Annotated in this window: 20 protein-coding genes; 12 read left to right on the forward strand and 8 right to left on the reverse strand. The window is 73.9% G+C overall.

Annotated features, from left to right (window positions below; all coding sequences use genetic code 11):
- Positions 1–29 precede the first annotated feature (29 nt).
- Positions 30–881 carry a PHP domain-containing protein gene (locus ACZ2G1_RS05770; RefSeq protein ID WP_031283018.1) on the reverse strand — a complete coding sequence of 284 codons (852 nt, stop codon included), beginning with the start codon at positions 879–881 and terminating at the stop codon, positions 30–32.
- 81 nt (positions 882–962) lie between these two features.
- Between ACZ2G1_RS05770 and ACZ2G1_RS05775 the strand changes: the two genes are divergently transcribed.
- Positions 963–2537 carry an aminopeptidase P family protein gene (locus ACZ2G1_RS05775; protein WP_035927404.1) on the forward strand — a complete coding sequence of 525 codons (1575 nt, stop codon included), beginning with the start codon at positions 963–965 and terminating at the stop codon, positions 2535–2537.
- Positions 2538–2555: 18 nt separating this feature from the next.
- Here the strand turns inward: ACZ2G1_RS05775 and ACZ2G1_RS05780 are convergent, their stop codons facing one another.
- Positions 2556–3443, reverse strand: coding sequence for a YflT domain-containing protein (locus ACZ2G1_RS05780; protein WP_470377573.1), 888 nt, complete (start codon positions 3441–3443; stop codon positions 2556–2558).
- 106 nt (positions 3444–3549) lie between these two features.
- Here ACZ2G1_RS05780 and ACZ2G1_RS05785 point away from each other — a divergent pair, with 106 nt between their 5' ends.
- From ACZ2G1_RS05785 to ACZ2G1_RS05795, 3 genes are read left to right on the forward strand one after another with little or no spacing between them, the layout of a single operon-like run.
- Complete coding sequence (locus ACZ2G1_RS05785) at positions 3550–4851, forward strand: magnesium transporter MgtE N-terminal domain-containing protein (protein WP_035927407.1); 1302 nt, start codon at positions 3550–3552, stop codon at positions 4849–4851.
- Positions 4844–5473, forward strand: a complete 630-nt coding sequence (locus tag ACZ2G1_RS05790) for a DUF1003 domain-containing protein (RefSeq protein WP_017833421.1) — start codon at positions 4844–4846, stop codon at positions 5471–5473. The genes ACZ2G1_RS05785 and ACZ2G1_RS05790 overlap by 8 nt, the downstream gene beginning before the upstream one ends.
- On the forward strand, positions 5466–6653 hold the full coding sequence (locus ACZ2G1_RS05795; protein ID WP_109222083.1) for an Mrp/NBP35 family ATP-binding protein: 1188 nt from the start codon (positions 5466–5468) through the stop codon (positions 6651–6653). The genes ACZ2G1_RS05790 and ACZ2G1_RS05795 overlap by 8 nt, the downstream gene beginning before the upstream one ends.
- A 40-nt stretch (positions 6654–6693) precedes the next feature.
- On the opposite strand, the gene ACZ2G1_RS05800 is transcribed toward ACZ2G1_RS05795, so the two are convergent.
- Positions 6694–7047, reverse strand: a complete 354-nt coding sequence (locus ACZ2G1_RS05800) for a twin-arginine translocase TatA/TatE family subunit (RefSeq protein ID WP_017833419.1) — start codon at positions 7045–7047, stop codon at positions 6694–6696.
- A 37-nt stretch (positions 7048–7084) separates the two neighbouring features.
- Entirely contained in the window at positions 7085–7756 is a 672-nt protein-coding gene (locus ACZ2G1_RS05805) for a hypothetical protein (protein WP_017833418.1), read from the reverse strand.
- 247 nt (positions 7757–8003) lie between these two features.
- Between ACZ2G1_RS05805 and ACZ2G1_RS05810 the strand changes: the two genes are divergently transcribed.
- Positions 8004–8636, forward strand: a complete 633-nt coding sequence (locus ACZ2G1_RS05810) for an O-methyltransferase (RefSeq protein WP_031283004.1) — start codon at positions 8004–8006, stop codon at positions 8634–8636.
- Positions 8637–8706: 70 nt separating this feature from the next.
- Here the strand turns inward: ACZ2G1_RS05810 and ACZ2G1_RS05815 are convergent, their stop codons facing one another.
- The 3 genes from ACZ2G1_RS05815 to ACZ2G1_RS05825 form a co-directional block, all read right to left on the reverse strand.
- Entirely contained in the window at positions 8707–8874 is a 168-nt protein-coding gene (locus ACZ2G1_RS05815) for a DUF3117 domain-containing protein (protein WP_017833415.1), read from the reverse strand.
- A gap of 122 nt (positions 8875–8996) precedes the next feature.
- Positions 8997–10220 carry a hypothetical protein gene (locus ACZ2G1_RS05820; protein ID WP_017833414.1) on the reverse strand — a complete coding sequence of 408 codons (1224 nt, stop codon included), beginning with the start codon at positions 10218–10220 and terminating at the stop codon, positions 8997–8999.
- Positions 10217–10525, reverse strand: coding sequence for a DivIVA domain-containing protein (locus tag ACZ2G1_RS05825; protein ID WP_035927412.1), 309 nt, complete (start codon positions 10523–10525; stop codon positions 10217–10219). Before ACZ2G1_RS05825 ends, ACZ2G1_RS05820 begins: the two co-directional genes overlap by 4 nt.
- Positions 10526–10713: 188 nt before the next feature.
- On the opposite strand from ACZ2G1_RS05825, the gene ACZ2G1_RS05830 reads away from it, so the two are divergent.
- From ACZ2G1_RS05830 to ACZ2G1_RS05845, 4 genes are all read left to right on the forward strand, one after another.
- Positions 10714–11442 (forward strand): amino acid ABC transporter ATP-binding protein, encoded by a 729-nt coding sequence (locus ACZ2G1_RS05830; RefSeq protein WP_031282997.1) that lies wholly within the window; start codon positions 10714–10716, stop codon positions 11440–11442.
- Positions 11443–11495: 53 nt separating this feature from the next.
- Entirely contained in the window at positions 11496–12350 is an 855-nt protein-coding gene (locus ACZ2G1_RS05835) for a glutamate ABC transporter substrate-binding protein (protein ID WP_017833411.1), read from the forward strand.
- Positions 12351–12484: 134 nt separating this feature from the next.
- Positions 12485–13171, forward strand: coding sequence for an amino acid ABC transporter permease (locus ACZ2G1_RS05840; RefSeq protein WP_017833410.1), 687 nt, complete (start codon positions 12485–12487; stop codon positions 13169–13171).
- The gene (locus tag ACZ2G1_RS05845; protein ID WP_017833409.1) at positions 13171–14043 is read left to right on the forward strand and encodes an amino acid ABC transporter permease; all 873 of its coding nucleotides are present in this window, start codon (positions 13171–13173) and stop codon (positions 14041–14043) included. Before ACZ2G1_RS05840 ends, ACZ2G1_RS05845 begins: the two co-directional genes overlap by 1 nt.
- Before the next feature lie 6 nt (positions 14044–14049).
- Here ACZ2G1_RS05845 and dapE read toward each other — a convergent pair whose 3' ends face one another.
- Complete coding sequence (gene dapE / locus ACZ2G1_RS05850) at positions 14050–15159, reverse strand: succinyl-diaminopimelate desuccinylase (protein WP_017833408.1); 1110 nt, start codon at positions 15157–15159, stop codon at positions 14050–14052.
- 51 nt (positions 15160–15210) lie between these two features.
- On the opposite strand from dapE, the gene dapD reads away from it, so the two are divergent.
- The 3 genes from dapD to galE all read left to right on the forward strand — a co-directional run bounded on the left by dapD (position 15211) and on the right by galE (position 18291).
- On the forward strand, positions 15211–16176 hold the full coding sequence (dapD, locus tag ACZ2G1_RS05855) for a 2,3,4,5-tetrahydropyridine-2,6-dicarboxylate N-succinyltransferase (protein WP_031282996.1): 966 nt from the start codon (positions 15211–15213) through the stop codon (positions 16174–16176).
- Between the two features lie 133 nt (positions 16177–16309).
- The gene (locus ACZ2G1_RS05860; RefSeq protein WP_017833406.1) at positions 16310–17233 is read left to right on the forward strand and encodes a hypothetical protein; all 924 of its coding nucleotides are present in this window, start codon (positions 16310–16312) and stop codon (positions 17231–17233) included.
- 35 nt (positions 17234–17268) lie between these two features.
- Positions 17269–18291: a UDP-glucose 4-epimerase GalE gene (gene galE / locus ACZ2G1_RS05865; RefSeq protein WP_017833405.1), complete on the forward strand. Its 1023-nt coding sequence runs from the start codon at positions 17269–17271 to the stop codon at positions 18289–18291.
- The last annotated feature ends 15 nt before the right edge of the window (positions 18292–18306 follow it).

Genomic DNA, 18306 nt, shown 5'->3' on the forward strand with positions numbered 1-18306 from the left:
ACGGGCTCGCCCGGCAGGCGGCGGGGCCCTCAGGGGTAGCGCACGGGGACCCCGGAGCCGGCCTGCTCCTCGATCCGCACGAGCGACTGGACGGACGTCAGGTTCTCCCCCAGCCGGTTGGGCTTGCCGGCCCCGTGGTAGTCGCTCGCGCCCGTGACCACCAGGTCGTGCTCGGAGGCCATCCGGACGAGCCGGGCCCGGGCGTCGTCGGGGTTGTCCCGGTGCGCGACCTCGAGCCCGCCGAGGCCGGCGTCGATCATGGCCTCGAAGACCTCCGGGCCGACCACCCGGCCGCGGGCCGCGGCGAGCGGGTGGGCGAAGACGGGCACGCCGCCGGCGGCCCGGACGAGGCGCACCGCGTGCACCGGGTCCGGGGCGTAGTGGGGGACGTAGTAGCGGGAGCGGCTGTGCAGCACCGAGGCGAAGGCGGCGGTGCGGTTCTCCACGACCCCCACGGTGACGAGCGCGTCGGCGATGTGCGGGCGGCCCACGGTCGCGCCCTCGCGCACGTGGTCCAGGACCACGTCCCAGTCGATCGGGTAGTCCTCGGACAGCAGCTCGACCATGCGCTCGGCCCGGGTGCGCCGCGAGCAGCGGGAGGACTCGATCTCGGCGAGCAGCCGTGGCTCCCGCGGGTCGTGCAGGTAGCTCAGCAGGTGCACCGAGATCCCGTCCTCGGTGGTGCAGGAGATCTCCATGCCCGGGACGAAGGCGACCCCGAGGGCCACCGCGGCGTCCCCGGCCGCCTGCCACCCGGACGTGGTGTCGTGGTCGGTGAGGGCGAAGACGTCCAGGCCCGCCGCGTGCGCCGCGCGGGCCACGTCCGCCGGGCTCTCCGTGCCGTCGGAGTCGGACGAGTGGGTGTGCAGGTCGATCTTCACCCGCTCCACGATACCGGTCCGGGCCGGACGGCCCGCCGCCTCCCGTGGCACGATGAGACCGACGACGCGAGGAAAGGAATCATGACAGAGCACAGCAGCACACCCCAGGACGCGGCGCAGCCGCTCTCGGACCGGGTCGAGAACCGGTCCCAGCGCCCCGACTCCGCCGCCTTCCAGCAGTTCATGGCGTCCCAGTGGGCGGAGGCGGAGCCCACCGAGGTGGAGCGGGCCCCGGTCGCGGACTTCGCCGCCGAGCGGCGCCGGCGGATCTCCGAGCGGTTCCCCGGCGAGCGGCTCGTGCTCCCCGCCGGGCCGCTCAAGGTCCGCTCCAACGACACCGACTACCGCTTCCGGCCGCACTCCGCGTTCGCGCACCTCACGGGTCTGGGCGTGGACCACGAGCCCGACGCCGTGCTGGTGCTCGAGCCCGTCCAGGAGGGCGCCGGCGACGACGGGGGCCACCACGAGGCCACCCTGTACTTCCACCCCATGGCCGGCCGGGACTCGAAGGAGTTCTACGCCGACGCCAAGAACGGCGAGTTCTGGGTGGGCCCCCGCCCCACCCTCGAGGAACTGGGCGCCGCCTACGGGCTGCGCACCCGGGACCTCGGGGGCCTCGAGGACGCGGTCACCAAGAACGCCGGGCCCACCGCCCTGGGCGGCCTGCGGGTCCGGCTCGTGCGCGAGGTGGACCTGAACGTCGACGCCCTGGTGGACACCTCCCGGATCAACACCGGGGTGGACCTCGAGTCCTCGGACGCCCTCGACGGCGAGCTCGCCGAGGCGCTCTCGGAGCTGCGGCTCGTCAAGGACGCCCACGAGGTCGGGCAGCTGCGCGAGGCCGTGGACGCGACCATCGCGGGCTTCACCGACATCGTGCACGTGCTGCCGGCCGCCGCGGGCCACCGCCACCGCGGCGAGCGCATGGTCGAGGGCGCCTTCTTCGCCCGCGCCCGCACGGACGGCAACGACCTCGGCTACGACACCATCGCGGCGTGCGGCAACAACGCCACGGTCCTGCACTGGATCCGCAACACCGGGAGGGTGATCCCGGGGGAGCTGATCCTCGTGGACGCGGGCGTGGAGGCCGACTCCCTCTACACCGCTGACATCACCCGCACCCTGCCGGTGAACGGCCGCTACTCGGAGGTGCAGCGGCGGATCTACCAGGCGGTCCTGGACGCCGCCGACGCCGCGTTCGACGCCGCGGTGCCCGGCAACCGGTTCCGGGACGTGCACGCCGCCGCCATGGAGGTCCTGGCCCGGCGGCTGGAGAGCTGGGGCCTGCTGCCCGTGCCCGCCGAGGTCTCGCTCTCCGCGGCGGGCCAGCACCACCGGCGGTGGATGCCGCACGGCACGAGCCACCACCTGGGCCTCGACGTGCACGACTGCGCGCAGGCCAAGCGGGAGCTGTACGTGGACGGGGTCATCGAGCCCGGCATGGTGTTCACCATCGAGCCCGGCCTCTACTTCAAGGCGGAGGACCTCGCGGTGCCGGAGGAGTACCGCGGGATCGGCGTGCGGATCGAGGACGACGTCCTGATCACCGAGGACGGCAACGTCAACCTCTCGTCCGGGCTGCCCCGCACCCCGGACGAGGTCGAGGCGTGGATGACCGGTCTGTGGCACGCCCGGGAGGGCGTCGACCCCAGCTGAGCCGGCGGCCGCCGGCCGTCAGCGGGAGGCGTCGGTGGACGTGCTCCCGCCGGCCGGCGGCCCGGACCGGTCCGGGGCCGCGTCCTGACCGGCGGCGTCCCCGTCGGGCTCCCCGTCGGGCTCCCCGGCGGGGAGCCTGATGCCGTACTGGGGCCGGCCGTCGGGCAGGTCCTGGAACATCGCGGAGCGGCCGGGCGCGTCGGCCTGCTCGCCCTGGCCCGCCGCGGGGACCGCGGGCGCGGGACCCGCGGGTCCGCCGGCCGGCTCCGGGGCGGCGCCGTGGGAGGGCCGCTGCCACGGGGCCCCCGCCGGGGGCCGCCCCGGCGTCCCGGGCTGCGGGGGGCCCTGCCGCATCCCCTGCGGAGGACCCTGCTGCGGAGCGGGCCGCGGCGCGGGAGCGGTCCGCGGCAGGCTCTGCAGCCCGCGCAGCCCCTGGAGCACCTGCTGGGCGCGCTGGGCCACCTCGGGGGCGGCCACGACGTCGTAGGACGTGGCGACGATCTGGTTGGTCGAGGTGAAGTCCCGCTTCCCGCGCTGCATGGCGTAGGTGATGGTGGCGAGCAGCATCCAGAAGGCCCCGCCCATCAGCACCGACACGAGCAGTGTGGACAGCCACTGCTCCCCGCCCAGCAGCGACAGGATCATCCCGAGGAACGCGCCGAAGACCATGCCGTTGAGCGCGCCCTGGCCCGCGACCTTCGGATAGCTCAGCCGGCCGGTCACCTGCTCCACGGACTTCAGGTCGTTGCCGACGATCGCGATCCGGTCCACCTCGAACTGCTCGTCCGCCAGGTGGTCCACGGCCTTCTGCGCGTCGGCGTACGTGGCGTAGCGCCCGATCACCTCCCCGCGGGGCAGACCGCGGACGGCGGGGCTGGCGGGAGGCAGGGACCGTGGCGAGCTCATGCCCCCATTCTCCCCCATCCGCTCCCGCCACCGCGCCCCGACCCGGTCCCCTCACGGGCCACGGCCCGGGGCAGGGGCCCGGGGAGCCGGTGGGTAGTCTTGTACGGTGAGCAGCCACATCGACAAGATCTTCATCGCGCGCCTGATCGGCCTCGACGTGTTCGACCCCCTGGGGGACCGTCTGGGGCGGTTGCGCGACGTCGTCGTGCTCATGCGCGGCAGCTCCCGGTACGGCCGCTCCTCCCGCCGGCCCCTCGTGGTCGGCCTCGTGGTGGAGGTCCTCGGCAAGAAGCGGGTGTTCGTGCCGATGACTCGCGTGACCAGCATCGACGCGGAGAAGATCATCAGCACGGGGCTCGTGAACCTGCGCCGCTTCGAGCAGCGCGGCGCGGAGACCCTCGCCGTCGGCGAGATCTTCGACCGGACCGTGGTGCTGCGCGACGGTTCCGGCTCCGCCACGGTCGAGGACATGGCGATGGAGCGCAAGCGCAACACCGGGGACTGGCTGATCACCCAGCTCTTCGTGCGCCGCACCGGCACGGGCGGGGGCCTGATGCGCCGCCGCAACGAGACGCTGATCATCGACTGGGAGGACGCGGGGGACCCCTCCGCCGCGGGCCACCAGCCGGCCACCCAGTGGGTCGCCTCCCACGAGGAGCAGCAGCCCGCCGACCTCGCGGACGAGCTCCACGACATGTCGGCCAAGCGCATGCTCGAGATCGCCCACGAGCTCCAGGACGACCGGCTTGCCGACGTCCTCGAGGAGCTCCCGGAGGAGGACCAGGTCTACATCCTCACCAACATGGAGCCGGACCGCGCGGCCACGGTGCTCGAGGAGATGGAGCCCGACGACGCCGCCGACCTGCTCAACGAGCTGCCCGAGGCCCAGGCCGAGGAGCTGCTCGCGCGGATGCAGCCCGAGGACGCCGAGGACGTCCGGCGCCTGCTGGAGTACGAGGAGGGCACGGCCGGCTCGCTCATGACCCCCGTGCCGATCATCCTGCCGCCGGAGGCCACGGTGGCCGAGGCGCTCGCGCACATCCGCCAGGAGGAGCTCAGCCCCGCGGTCGCGGCGGCCGTGATCATCTCCCGCCCGCCGCTGGAGACGCCCACCGGCAAGTACCTCGGCATGGTGCACACCCAGAAGCTGCTGCGCTATCCCCCGCCCGAGGCCGTGGGCAACCTCATCGACCGCTCGTTCGAGCCGGTCTCCGACCTCGCCTCCCTGCAGGACGTCGCGCGCGAGCTCGCGACCTACGACCTCACGATCATCCCTGTGGTCAACGACCACGACCGGGTGGTCGGGGCGATCACGATCGACGACGTCCTCGACGCCCTGCTGCCCGAGGACTGGCGCACCGCCGACGACGGGACCCCGATCCGGAAGGTGGGCAAGCGGTATGAGTGAGCGCGAGCCCCGGCGCCCCCGCGTCGGCACCCGCGGCAACGCCCTCGACCAGCCGCGCGAGCACCGGCCGGGACTGCTGGACCGGTTCCGGCCGAACCCCGACGCCTTCGGGCGGATGACCGAGGGCTTCGCCCGGTTCATGGGCACCCCGCAGTTCCTGCTGTGGATGACGGTGTTCGTGGCCCTGTGGCTGGGCTGGAACACCATCGCCCCCCGGGAGCTGCAGTTCGACTCGAAGGACCTCAACTTCACGCTGCTCACGCTGATGCTCTCGCTGCAGGCCTCCTACGCGGCGCCCCTGCTGCTGCTGGCGCAGAACCGGCAGGACGACCGGGACCGGGTGACCCAGGAGGAGGACCGCCGCCGGGCGCAGCAGAACCTCGCCGACACCGAGTACCTGACCCGGGAGATCGCCTCGCTGCGGATCGCGCTGCGGGACGTCGCCACCCGCGACTTCGTGCGCTCGGAGCTGCGCTCGGTGCTCGAGGAGATCCTGGAGTCCCAGGACGACGCCCCGGACGCCGACGAGCCGGGGGCCCCGCCGCGGCGGGGCGCCCGCCGCAGGAGCCGCAACCCCGACCGCCCCACCGCCCCCGAGACCCGAGGGAACCCCCGTGCCTGAGCCCCGCCCCGACGACGTCCTCGCCCCCGAGACCCTCGACCCCGCCCTGCGCGCGGCGCTCGACCGCGTGCTCGACCCGGAGCTGCGCCGGCCCGTGACCGAGCTGGGGATGATCCGCTCCGCCCGCCTCGACGACGCCGGCCACGCCGCGGTGCACGTGCTGCTGACGATCAGCGGCTGCCCCCTCCGCTCGACGATCGAGCGGGACGTCCGGGACGCCGTGGGGACCGTGGCGGGGGTGCGCACCGTGGACGTCGAGATCGGGGTGATGACCCCCGAGCAGCGCACCGCGCTGAAGGACCGGGTGGGCCACACCCGGACCGTCCCCTTCAACGACCCGTCCTCCCTGACCCGGGTGCACGCGGTGACCAGCGGCAAGGGCGGCGTCGGCAAGTCGACGGTCACCGTGAACCTCGCCGCCGCGCTCGCCGCGCGCGGCCGGTCGGTCGGCATCGTGGACGCCGACGTCCACGGGTTCTCCGTGCCCGGGCTGCTCGGCATCGACCGGGCGCCCACCCAGGTGGGGGACATGATCCTGCCCCCCGTCGTGGACGTCCCCGAGGAGGCGCGGGAGGACACCGGGCGCCCCGGGGTGCTCAAGGTCATCTCGATCGGGATGTTCGTGGACCCGGACCAGCCGGTGGCCTGGCGCGGGCCGATGCTGCACCGCGCCGTGGAGCAGTTCCTCACGGACGTGCACTTCGGCGACCTGGACCACCTGTTCCTCGACCTCCCGCCGGGCACGGGCGACATCGCGATCTCCGTGGCCCAGCTGCTGCCGTCCGCGGAGGTGCTCGTGGTCTCCACGCCCCAGCAGGCGGCGGTCGAGGTCGCCGAGCGCTCCGGGGCGCTCGCGGTGCAGACCGGCCAGCGGGTGGCCGGGGTGGTGGAGAACATGGCGGGCATGCCGATGCCGGACGGCAGCGTGCTCGAGCTCTTCGGCGCCGGCGGGGGCACCCGGATCTCGGAGTCCCTGACCCGGCGGCTCGGCTACGACGTGCCGCTGCTCGGCGCCGTGCCGCTCGACGTCGCCCTGCGCGAGGGCGGGGACGCCGGCCGCCCGGTGGTGTGGTCCGCGCCGGGCTCGCCCGCCGCGGTCGCCCTGCGTGCCATCGCCGACGCGATGGGCGCCCGCCCGCGCGGGCTCGCCGGACGGCCGCTGGGCCTGGGACCGCGCTGACGCGCCGCCGGCCCCGCGCTCGGCGTGTGCGGGGGCCGGCTCAGGTGGCTTCGGTGTCGAAGGGGGCCCGTTCGCCGGGGGCCAGGCGGGTCAGCACCGGGCCGGGGCGCGGCCGGGGTGCGGCGGGCGCCGCCGGCTCGTCGTCCTCCAGGAGGGCCTGGCGCACGATGGTGCGGGGGTCGTACTGGCGGGGGTCGAGCCTGCGCCAGTCGACGTCGGCGATCTCCGGCCCGAGGGTCTCCTTGAGCTCCTCGGTGGCGCCGGTCGCGTAGCGCTTGGCGGCCTTGACCAGCTCCTTGAGCTTCTCCGCGTACTCCGGCAGCCGCTCCGGCCCGATGATGAACAGGGCCAGGAGCACCAGGATGATCGCTTCGCCGCCGTTGATGCCGAGCACAGGAAGTGATTTTACCAGTCCGGGAGCCGGTGGCCGGTCAGCCGAAGATCTCGCGCAGGCCGACCAGCACCGTCTCGACGACGCCGGGGTCCCCCGGGGACGGCTCCACCACGCGCCCCCGCTCGTCGGCCACGACGAGGCCCACGGTGTGGGCCATCGCGGACGGTCCGGAGTCCCCCGAGACGGTGTAGACGACCTCGTCCCCGACGAGCACCGCCCGCCACGGCGGCCCGGCGTCCACCCACAGCGGCACGCCCTCCACGGCGACGCGCTCGAGGCCCTCGGCGCTCACGGGCAGCCCGGTCAGTCCGTCCATGGGGTTCTCGCGGTCGACCCCCCCGCGCTGCTCCACCACGACGACCTCGTCCTCGCCGCGGTGCAGCCTGACGGCCACGACCGGGTGCCCGGACAGGGTGCCGCGGGTCATCGAGCCCACCCGGTAGCCGTCCGCGGCCAGGGTGGGCAGCGTCCAGCCCTCCGTGCGCAGCAGGTCCGCGGACACCTCGTCCGCGTGCAGCACCCCGTGCGTGCCGTGCCACGCCGAGACCGGCACCCGCTCCTCGGCGCTGTGCGCGGACTGCATCACGACCGTGCGCCCGACCGCGTAGCCGGAGCCCAGGACGAGGGTGAGCACCGCGCTCACGGTGGCCGCGGCCACGGGCACCGCGCTGCTGGGGCGGGCCGGCGCGGTGCGGTCCGGGCGGGGCATCGGTCCTCCTCGTGCGGTGGTCGGGCGGCGGGCTCCGGGTGGGCCCGTGCCCGGTCCCGTGCCGCGGTCGACGTCGGGAGCGGGTGCACGGACCGCTCCGTGAGGAGGCCCGCGAACAGGTCCGTGGAAGACGTCGTGATCGTCTCCATGATCGACCGGGAAGCTGGATGCCGACTGGACGGTGGCCGGACGGACGGGCCCAGCCGGTAGGATGGCGCGCATCCACTACAGCGACGAAGGGCGGACCATGGGCGCGGACAAGACGACGAGCTGGTCGTACGCCGAGGCGTTCGCCGCCGAGGACGAGCTCGCCTACCGCGCCCGGGAGCGGTCCCTCGCCCTGCGCATCCCCCCGGTGACCCCGGGGACGGCCGCCGCCCTGACCGTGCTCGCCGCGGCGGCCCGGCCCGCCACCGTGGTCGAGGTGGGCACGGGGGCCGGGGTGTCCGGTCTCGCCCTGCTGCGCGGTCTGCCCGGCACGTCCGTGCTGACCACGATCGACACCGACATCCGGGCGCTGCGCGCGGCCCGCGACACGTTCCGGGAGGCCGGGATCCCGACGAGCCGGACCCGCACGATCCCCGGCCGCGCGTCCCTCGTGATGCCACGGTTGAGCGCCGGCGCCTACGACCTCGTGTTCCTCGACGCCGACCCCGAGGGGACCCTCGACTACGCCGAGGAGGCCGTCCGGCTGCTGCGCCCGGGCGGGATGCTCGTGGTCAACGACGCCCTGTCCCAGGACAAGGTGGCGCAGCCGGCCAACCGCGAGGAGAACACCCGGACGATGCGGGCCGTGCACCGGCTGTTCCGGGAGGACGAGCGCTTCAGCACCGCCCTGTTGACGACCGGCTCCGGGCTGCTGCTGGCCGTCCGCCGCTGACCGGACGGGTCCGGACGGCGGGGGGCCCGGCACCACGTGGTGCCGGGCCCCCCGCCGTCCGCGCCGGTGGTCACTCGGTGACGCCGGCCAGGCACTCCTTGAGCTCCGCGGCCTCGGCCGGCTTCAGCTCGACCACCAGCCGTCCGCCGCCCTCGAGCGGCACCCGCATGATCAGGCTCCGCCCCTCCTTGGTGACCTCCATCGGTCCGTCACCGGTTCTCGGCTTCATGGCCGCCATGTGGGAACTCCTCTTCCTCGATTGGTGTGGCTCCCATCCTATCCGAGCCGCAACCGTGGACCCGGACCACCCCGGCGCCCGGGGGTCCGCGTCGGCGTGCCCGGCGCGGGGTGCGGACGGGATCAGGGCGGGTAGTCCCCGCCCCCGGGCAGCTGCTTCCAGTGCCACAGCCAGCCGACCCAGACGAGCTGGAGCAGCGCGCCGAACACCACGCAGGCCACCCGGTAGGCGCGCGAGTCCGAGACCGCGGCCAGCGGCAGGGCGAGGGGGAACAGCGGCAGCAGCAGCCGGAAGGTGCTGCTCTGGGGGTGCAGGAAGAGGAGCAGGTACACGGCGTAGCTCGCCAGCCACACGCGCGTGAGCAGGTCCAGCCGCTCCCGCACCACGCGGGTGCCCAGCAGCACCGTCCCGCCCGCGACCAGCAGCACGGGCGCGGCGAGCCCGAGCACGGGGCCGAACAGCCCGGCGGCGGCGTCGAACCAGGGCACCACCGGCTCCAGCCCTCCCCCGCCCCGCCACGCCGTCTCGGTGTCGGTGTACGCGGTCGGCTCGCCCGTGACGGCCCACGCGATCGCCGGCCAGGCGAGGGCCGCGCCGCACGCCAGGACCGCGAGGCCGAACAGCCCGTCGACGGCTTCCGCCGCGCGGCGCAGCTCCCCGGCCCGGTGCCGGCGCACGGAGCGCACGAGCCACGTGATCCCCAGGGCCGCCGCGAAGGGGACCCCCGCCGGGCGCGTCAGGCACATCAGGAGCACCACGGGGGCGGCCGCCAGGTGGTTCCCCCGGGCCACCAGCAGCAGGGCGCCCGCGAGCAGCAGCAGGTGCAGCGACTCGGCGTAGGGGACCTGCAGCACCGGGGCGACCGGGCTGAACGCGACGAACGCGACACCCCACAGGGCGGTGGCCGGAGGGGCGAGCCGGAGGAACAGCCGGTGGACGAGCAGGACGGCGCCCAGGCTCGCGGCCAGGGACACGGCCGACGCGGCCGCGTCCCACCCCGCGCCGGTGGCCGCCGAGACCACCCGCACGACCATCGGGAAGACCGGGTAGAACGCCCAGGCGTTCTCCTGCACCTGCCCGGCCGCGTCCCGGGGCAGGGACGCGGGATAGCCCTCCCGGGCGATGCGCTCGTACCAGTCCGAGTCCCAGGTCCCGGTGAACTCGAGGTAGCCCAGGGCGCCGTCCCCCCACGGACCGGGACCCTGCTGCCGGCCCACCGTGGTGAACACGGCCCAGGCCCAGAGCCGGGAGGCCGCCCAGACCAGCAGGGCCTGTGCCCACCAGGGAGCCCGGGTCCACCGGAGGGCCACGGCCGTCCGGAGGGCCACGGCCGTCCGGCCGCTCACGCCCCCGGCACCGGGCGGGACGGCGGGTCCTCCGGCGGCGGCAGCCGGTCCGCGAGGTGGGCCAGCACGGCGTGGACCTCCGCGGGGTCGTAGCCGCGGCGCCGTACGGAGAACGCGATCCGCTCCACGTCCTCCGCCGTCGGGTGCTCGGGCAGCACGAGCGGCGCCCCGGGGGCGCGCGCCACGGCGATCCCGTCCCGGGCGGGCACGACCCGCTCGGCGAGGCGGTCGCGGCCGAGGACCACGACGCCCACGACCGTGAGCAGCAGCACGAGCCCGGACAGCACCACGAGGATCTCGGTCATGTCCTCCAGGCTATGCGCCGCCGGGCGGGACGGGGCGCCGCAACATTTCTACGGACGGGTAAGCAATTAACACGATTGCAACGTGTTCGGCATCACACGGAACGAATCTGGGATATCTTTCCGGTATGTCACACGCCACTCCGCCGGCCGCCGCTCCGGCCTCCTCCACCGCGGGGACGGCCGAGGCCCTGGTCCGCATGACGCACGTCAACAAGCACTTCGGGGACCTGCACGTGCTCCGGGACATCAACCTGGAGGTGAAGCGCGGCGAGGTGGTGGTCGTGATCGGCCCCTCCGGCTCCGGCAAGTCCACCCTGTGCCGGGCCATCAACCGGCTCGAGAGCATCGACGACGGCGAGATCCTGATCGACGGGAAGCGGCTGCCCGAGGAGGGCAAGGCCCTCGCGAAGCTGCGCGCCGACGTCGGCATGGTCTTCCAGTCCTTCAACCTCTTCGCCCACAAGTCGGTCCTGCAGAACGTGACCCTGGGGCCCGTCAAGGTGCGGGGCAGGTCGGCGGCCGAGGCGAAGAAGCAGGCCATGGAGCTGCTGACCCGGGTGGGGGTCGACAACCAGGCCGAGAAGCTGCCCGCGCAGCTCTCCGGCGGCCAGCAGCAGCGCGTCGCCATCGCCCGCGCCCTGGCCATGGAGCCGAAGGTGATGCTCTTCGACGAGCCCACCTCCGCGCTGGACCCCGAGATGATCAACGAGGTCCTCGACACCATGGTCGCCCTCGCGAAGCAGGGCATGACGATGATCGTGGTCACCCACGAGATGGGCTTCGCCCGCAAGGCCGCCGACCGCGTGGTGTTCATGGCCGACGGCATGATCGTCGAGGAGAACACCCCCGAGGAGTTCTTCACGAACCCCCGCTCCGAGCGCGCCCAGGACTTCCTCGGCAAGATCCTCGGCCACTGACCGTCCCCCGACCCTCCGACCCACGCCACCACCTCCACAGCAAGGAGCACACCATGCGCAGCAGCAAGCCCCTCGGACTGGCCGCGATGGCCGCGGCCGCGGCCCTGACCCTCACCGCGTGCGGAGGTGGCGACGACGGCGGGTCCGGTGCAGGCGGCGAGGGCGGCGGCTCGGGCGAGTCCGTGCGGATCGGCATCAAGTTCGACCAGCCCGGCCTCGGCTACCGCGACGGCAGCGAGTACACCGGCTTCGACGTCGACGTCGCGAAGTACGTCGCCACCGAGCTCGGCTACTCCGAGGACCAGATCGAGTGGGTCGAGTCCCCCTCCGCCAACCGCGAGAACATGCTCTCCAACGACCAGGTGGACATGATCTTCGCGACCTACTCGATCACCGAGGAGCGCGACCAGACCGTGGACTTCGCCGGCCCCTACTTCGTGGCCGGCCAGGACCTGCTGGTGCGCACCGACGACTCCTCGATCGCCGGCCCCGACGACCTCGAGGGCAAGAACCTGTGCTCGGTGACCGGATCGACCTCCGCGCAGAAGGTCAAGGACGACCAGCCCGGCGCCAACCTCGTCGAGCAGCCCGGCTACGCCGACTGCCTCACGGCGCTCGAGTCCGGCCAGGTGGACGCCGTGACCACCGACGACATCATCCTCGCCGGCCTCGCCTCGACCGACGCCAACCAGGGCAAGTTCAAGGTGGTCGGCAACACCTTCTCCGAGGAGCGCTACGGCGTGGGCCTGCCCGACGGCTCCGACCAGTGCGAGGCCGTCAACGAGGCCATCACCAAGATGATCGACGAGGGCGCCTGGGAGGAGGCCGTCACGGCCAACACCGAGGGCGCCGACTACACCTACAACGCCGAGCTCAACCCGCCGGAGCCCGAGCCCTGCGGCGAGTGACCCCGGACGCGTGAGCACCCCGTGGCCGGCCGGCGACCGGCCGGCCCCGGGACCGCGACCGCGCAGCACGCCGACCGATCCGCGACGAAGGGGCCTTCCGTGACCCAGGACCTGCCCGATCCCCGGGAGCTCCCGTGAACGACTATCTGACCGACTTCGCCAGTCTGTTCGCCCAGTACGACGTGCCGGGCGCGTTCTGGGTCAACCTGCAGCTGACCTTCTGGGCCGCGATCGGCTCGGCGGTCCTCGGCGCCCTGATCGCCCTGATGCGCATCTCACCCATCGCGTCCCTGCGGCTGCTCGGCACCACGTACGTGAACCTGTTCCGCAACACGCCGCTGACGATCATCCTCGTGTTCCTGGTCCTGGGCGTGTGGAGCCAGCTCGGCATCAACCTCTCCTCGGACTTCAACCGGAACTTCTTCCTCTACGCCGTGATCGGCCTGAGCCTCTACCACGCGGCCTTCGTCTGCGAGGCCATCCGCTCCGGCGTCAACACGGTGCCGGCCGGGCAGGCCGAGGCGGCCCGGGCCATCGGGCTGAGCTTCCTGCCCGCGGCCCGGCTGATCGTCTTCCCGCAGGCGCTGCGCGGGGCGATCACCCCGCTCGGCAACACCCTGATCGCCCTGACGAAGAACACGACGGTGGCCGCGGCCGCGTCGGTCACCGAGATCTCCTCCCTCATGAAGACCATGATCGAGTTCCGCCCGGACGTGATCATCGCGATCTTCCTGGTGGTGGCGCTCGGCTTCGTCCTGATCGTCGTCCCGGTGGGCCTGCTGACCACCTGGGCCTCCCGGAAGCTGGCGGTGAAGCGCTGATGGCCAAGACCCAGAACGTCCTCTTCGACGTGCAGGGGCCGCGTGCCCGCCGGCTCACGCTGCTCTTCAACGTGGCGGGAGTCCTGCTGATCGCCGCGCTCGCCTGGGTCGTGCTCGGCGCGCTCGCCGAGCAGGGCCAGCTGGACGCCGACCGGTGGACCCCGCTGCTCACCGCCCGGGCCTGGGAGAACTTCCTGCTCCCGGGGCTGTGGGAGACCCTGCGGGCCGCGCTGCTGGCGGTGGCCCTCTCGATCGCCTTCGGCCTGGTCTTCGGTCTCGGCCGGCTCTCCCAGCTGGCCCCGGTGCGCTTCGTCTGCACCGTGGTGGTCGAGTTCTTCCGGGCCGTGCCCGTGCTGGTGATGATGATCTTCTTCTACCTGGGCATCGGCCGCGCCGGCCTGGTCGAGCCCGCCAACGTGCCGTTCTGGGCCGTGGTGCTGGGCCTGATGTTCTACAACGGGTCGGTCATCGCCGAGCTCATCCGCTCCGGCGTGCACCAGCTGCCCAAGGGCCAGCGCGAGGCGGGCCTGGTCATCGGGCTCACGCCCTCCCGGTCCCTGCGGATGATCGAGCTCCCCCAGGCCCTCACCGCGATGCTGCCCTCGATGGTCAGCCAGTTCGTGGTGATCCTCAAGGACACCGCGCTGGGCTACATCATCACCTACCCGGAGCTGCTCGCGAGCGCTCGGCGCCTGGGCTCCGGGGACGGCAACATCCTGCAGACGCTGTTCGTGGTGGCGCTGGTCTTCGTGCTCATCAACTACCTGCTGACCCTGCTGGCCGCGTGGCTGTCGCGGTTCCTCAGCTTCCGCACCGCGGGCCGGACCAAGCCGGCCGAGGGGCCCATGGCCGCCGAGGAGACGACCGTCTGACGCCGCTCAGGCCGTGAGCCACGCGGCCAGGGCCCGGCAGCACTCCCGGACCGCGTCGGCACTCACGTGCTCGTCGTCCGTGTGGGCCAGCAGGGCGTCGCCGGGGCCGAAGTTCACGGCGGGCACGCCCATCTGCGAGAAGCGGGCCACGTCCGTCCAGCCGTACTTGGGCTTGGGCTCCTGGCCCACCGCGGCCACGAACGCGGCGGCCGCGGGACGGTCCAGGCCGGGGCGCGCCGCCGGGGAGAGGTCCGTGAGCTCGATCTCGTAGCCGGCGAACACCTCCCGCACGTGCGCCACGGCGTCCTCGGGGCTCTTGTCCGGGGCGAAGCGGTAGTTGATCTCCACGTGGGCGGTGTCCGGGACCACGTTGCCGGCCACGCCGCCGCCGATCCGGATCGCGTTGAGCCCCTCGCGGTACTCGAGCCCCTCCACCGCCACGGTCCGCGGCTCGTAGGCCGCCAGACGGGCGAGGACGTCGGCCTGCTTGTGGATCGCGTTCTCCCCGATCCAGGACCGCCCCGAGTGGGCGGCACGGCCGGTGGTGGTGATGCGGAAGCGCATCGTGCCGTTGCACCCGCCCTCCACGGTCCCGTCGGTGGGCTCGAGCAGCACCGCGAAGTCCGCCTCGAGCAGCTCGGGGGCGTGGCGCTGGAGCCGGCCCAGCCCGCTCGCGTCGGCGTCGACCTCCTCGTGGTCGTAGAAGACGTAGGTGATGTCCCGGTTCGGCGCCGTCAGGGCCGCGGCCAGGACGAGCTGGACGGCCACGCCGCCCTTCATGTCGGTGGCACCCCGGCCGTAGAGCACCCGGTCGCCGTCGGCCCCCGTCCACGTGGCGGGCACGGTCCCCCGGGCGCCGGGCGCGGTCGGCAGGGGCACGGTGTCGAGGTGGCCGGCGAGCACCACCCGCTCGGCGCGGCCGAGGTCGGTGCGCGCCACCACGGCGTCCCCGTCCCGGTGCACGGTGAGGTGCGGGAGCCGGCGCAGCGCGGCCTCGACGGCGTCGGCCAGGGGACCCTCCGAGCCCGAGACGGACGCGATGTCGATGAGGGCGGCCGTCAGGTCGGCGGGGTCCGCGGCGAGGTCCAGCTCCGGTGCGATCATGGCTGCCAGCATAACGGGGAGGCCGCAGCCGCCCGTCGGCCCCGTCCCGGCGTCCCCCGTAGGATGGAGGCCATGACTTCTTCCACCTCTCGTCCCGCCTCCGGACTCGGCCTGGCCACCGTCGTGGCCTCGGGCCCCAAGGAGGGCACCGTCCTCGACGTCTGGTACCCCGCCCCGTCCCTCTCCGACGCGGTCGACACCTCCCTCGACGCGGACCTGCGGCTCGCGGCCACCGCCGACCCCGACCGCAACGTCCGCAGCGAGATCGTCGAGACCTCGATCGACCTCGACGCCGCGCCCGCCGACGCCGCGGACGCCTACCTGCGCCTGCACCTGCTCTCCCACCGCCTCGTGCGCCCCAACACCCTGAACCTCGACGGCGTGTTCGGCCTGCTCGCCAACGTCGCCTGGACGGACCGCGGGCCCGTGCTCGCCGAGGAGCTGACCTTCGCGCTGCTCCGGATGAAGGCCTCCGGCGGGCACGTGACCGTGCACAGCGTGGACAAGTTCCCGCGAATGGTGGACTACGTGGTCCCCGCGGGCGTGCGGATCGGCGACGCCAGCCGGATCCGGCTCGGCGCCCACCTCGCCGAGGGCACCACGGTGATGCACGAGGGCTTCGTCAACTTCAACGCCGGCACCCTGGGCCAGTCCATGGTCGAGGGCAGGATCAGCGCCGGCGTGGTCGTGGGCGACGCCACGGACGTGGGCGGCGGCGCCTCCATCATGGGCACCCTCTCCGGCGGCGGCAAGGAGCGGATCACCGTGGGCGAGCGCGTGCTGCTCGGCGCCAACTCCGGTGTCGGCATCTCCCTCGGCGACGACTGCGTGGTCGAGGCCGGCCTCTACGTCACCGCCGGCACCCGGGTGAGCGTGCACTCCGACGGCGAGCGGTCCACGGCCAAGGCCTCGGAGCTCTCGGGCCTGTCCAACCTGCTGTTCCGCCGCAACTCCCTCACCGGCGCCGTCGAGGTGCTGCCCCGCGCCGGCGGGACCGTGGAGCTCAACGCGGCGCTGCACGCCAACTGAGCGCGTCGGGCCCCGCCCCGCCGCCCGACGCCGCGCAGGACGGGCCCGCCCCGCCCTGCGCGGCGTCGCCCGTCCACCCGTCCCTGCCCGCCCGTCGCCCCCCGCCCGTCCTCCCGTCCGCCCAGGAGCGCCCGTGTCCTCCCCCGTCCCCGGCCGCCGCAGCAGGTCGCTGCGGCTGCCGCTGTTCGTGCTCCTGCTCGTCGGCGCCGTGCTCGCGGCGGGGGTCCTCGTGGCCGTGGAGCTGCGCGCGGGGCGGCCCTCTGCCGGGGAGCCCCGGTGCGTGGTCGCGAGCACGGACGGGGACGGGCAGCGGCAGCGGCACGCCCTGTCCGCGGAGCAGTCCGCCAACGCCGCCCTGATCACCGCGGAGTCCGTGGCGCGCGGCACCGACCCGTACGCGGCGGTCGTGGCCCTGGCGACCGCGATGCAGGAGTCGCAGCTGGTCAACATCGACTACGGGGACCGGGACTCCGTGGGGCTGTTCCAGCAGCGCCCCTCCCAGGGCTGGGGCACGGTCGAGCAGATCATGGACCCGGCCCACGCCACGGCCGCCTTCTACGACGGCCTCGCCGAGCTCGACTACCGGACGATGTCCGTCACCGACGCCGCGCAGGCGGTCCAGCGCTCCGGGCACCCCGAGGCGTACGCGCGGCACGAGGGCCTCGCCCGGGCCTTCGCCGGCAGCCTGACCGGCGCCACGGAGGGCTCGCTCAACTGCGTGCTCCACGACCCCGAGCACCCCGGGGACCCGCGCCGGGCGGCCGACGCCCTCCGCGACGCGTTCCGCACGGCGGTGCCCGCCCCGCGCACGGACGGCGACCGGGTGGTCGTGCCGGCGCCCGGGGAGCCGGCGGGCTGGGCCGCGGCGCACTGGGCGGTCGCGCAGGCGGACGCGCTGGGCGTCGCCGAGGTGTCCTTCGACGGGCGCAGCTGGGTCCGGGCGGACCAGCGCACCGCCCGCTTCGCGCCCGCCCCGGGGTGGGTGGACGCCGCCGAGGCGCACCCGGAGGGCGCTCCCCCGCCCGACGACGTCGTGGTGGTCCTCGCGAGCCGCTGACGGGACCGCCGCGGCCCGGCCGATACGCTGGGGCCATGAAGATTCTCGTCACCGGGGGAACCGGCTACATCGGCTCGCACACCGTCCTCGCCCTGCTGGGGGCCGGGCACGACGTCGTCGTGATGGACAACCTCGCGAACTCCTCGCGGACCTCGCTGGAGCGGGTCGAGGAGCTCGCGGGACGCGCCGTCGAGGCGTTCGCGGAGGTCGACCTCCTCGACCCCGCGGGACTCGACGCCCTGTTCGCGGAGCACCGCCCGGAGGCCGTGATCCACTTCGCCGGGCTCAAGGCCGTCGGCGAGTCGGCCGAGCTGCCCCTGTGGTACTACCGCACCAACGTGGCCGGCACCCTCAACCTGCTGGACGCCATGGGGGCCCACGGCTGCCGGTCCATCGTGTTCTCCTCCTCGGCCACGGTCTACGGCGCCCCCGAGGAGATGCCGCTGACCGAGAAGCAGCCCATGGACGCGCAGAACCCGTACGGGCGGACCAAGGAGCACATCGAGGACATGCTCGTGGACCTCGCCGCGTCGGACCCGTCCTGGAACGTCGCCCTGCTGCGCTACTTCAACCCGGTGGGCGCCCACGAGTCCGGGCGGATCGGCGAGGACCCCTCGGGCGTGCCGAACAACCTGCTGCCGTTCATCGCCCAGGTGGCCGTGGGCCGGCGCGAGAAGCTGAAGGTGTACGGCGCCGACTACCCGACCGCCGACGGGACGGGCGTGCGCGACTACATCCACGTGGTGGACCTCGCCGACGGGCACCTCAGGGCCCTGGACCACATCACCGAGCACGGCGGGGTGCGCACCTGGAACCTGGGCACGGGCAAGGGCTACTCGGTGCTCGAGGTGCACGCCGCCTTCGAGCGGGCCTCCGGGCGCAGCATCCCCTACGAGATCACGGACCGGCGGCCCGGCGACGCCGCGGTGTCCTACGCCGATCCGTCGACGGCCCTGGCCGAGCTGGGCTGGTCCGCCGACCGGGACCTCGACACGATGTGCCGGGACCATTGGAACTGGCAGCGGAGCAACCCCGAGGGCTACGCCGCGGGCGCCTGAGCGCCGGTCCGGCCC

It is taken from the genome of Kocuria sp. KKT182 (assembly GCF_055635395.1).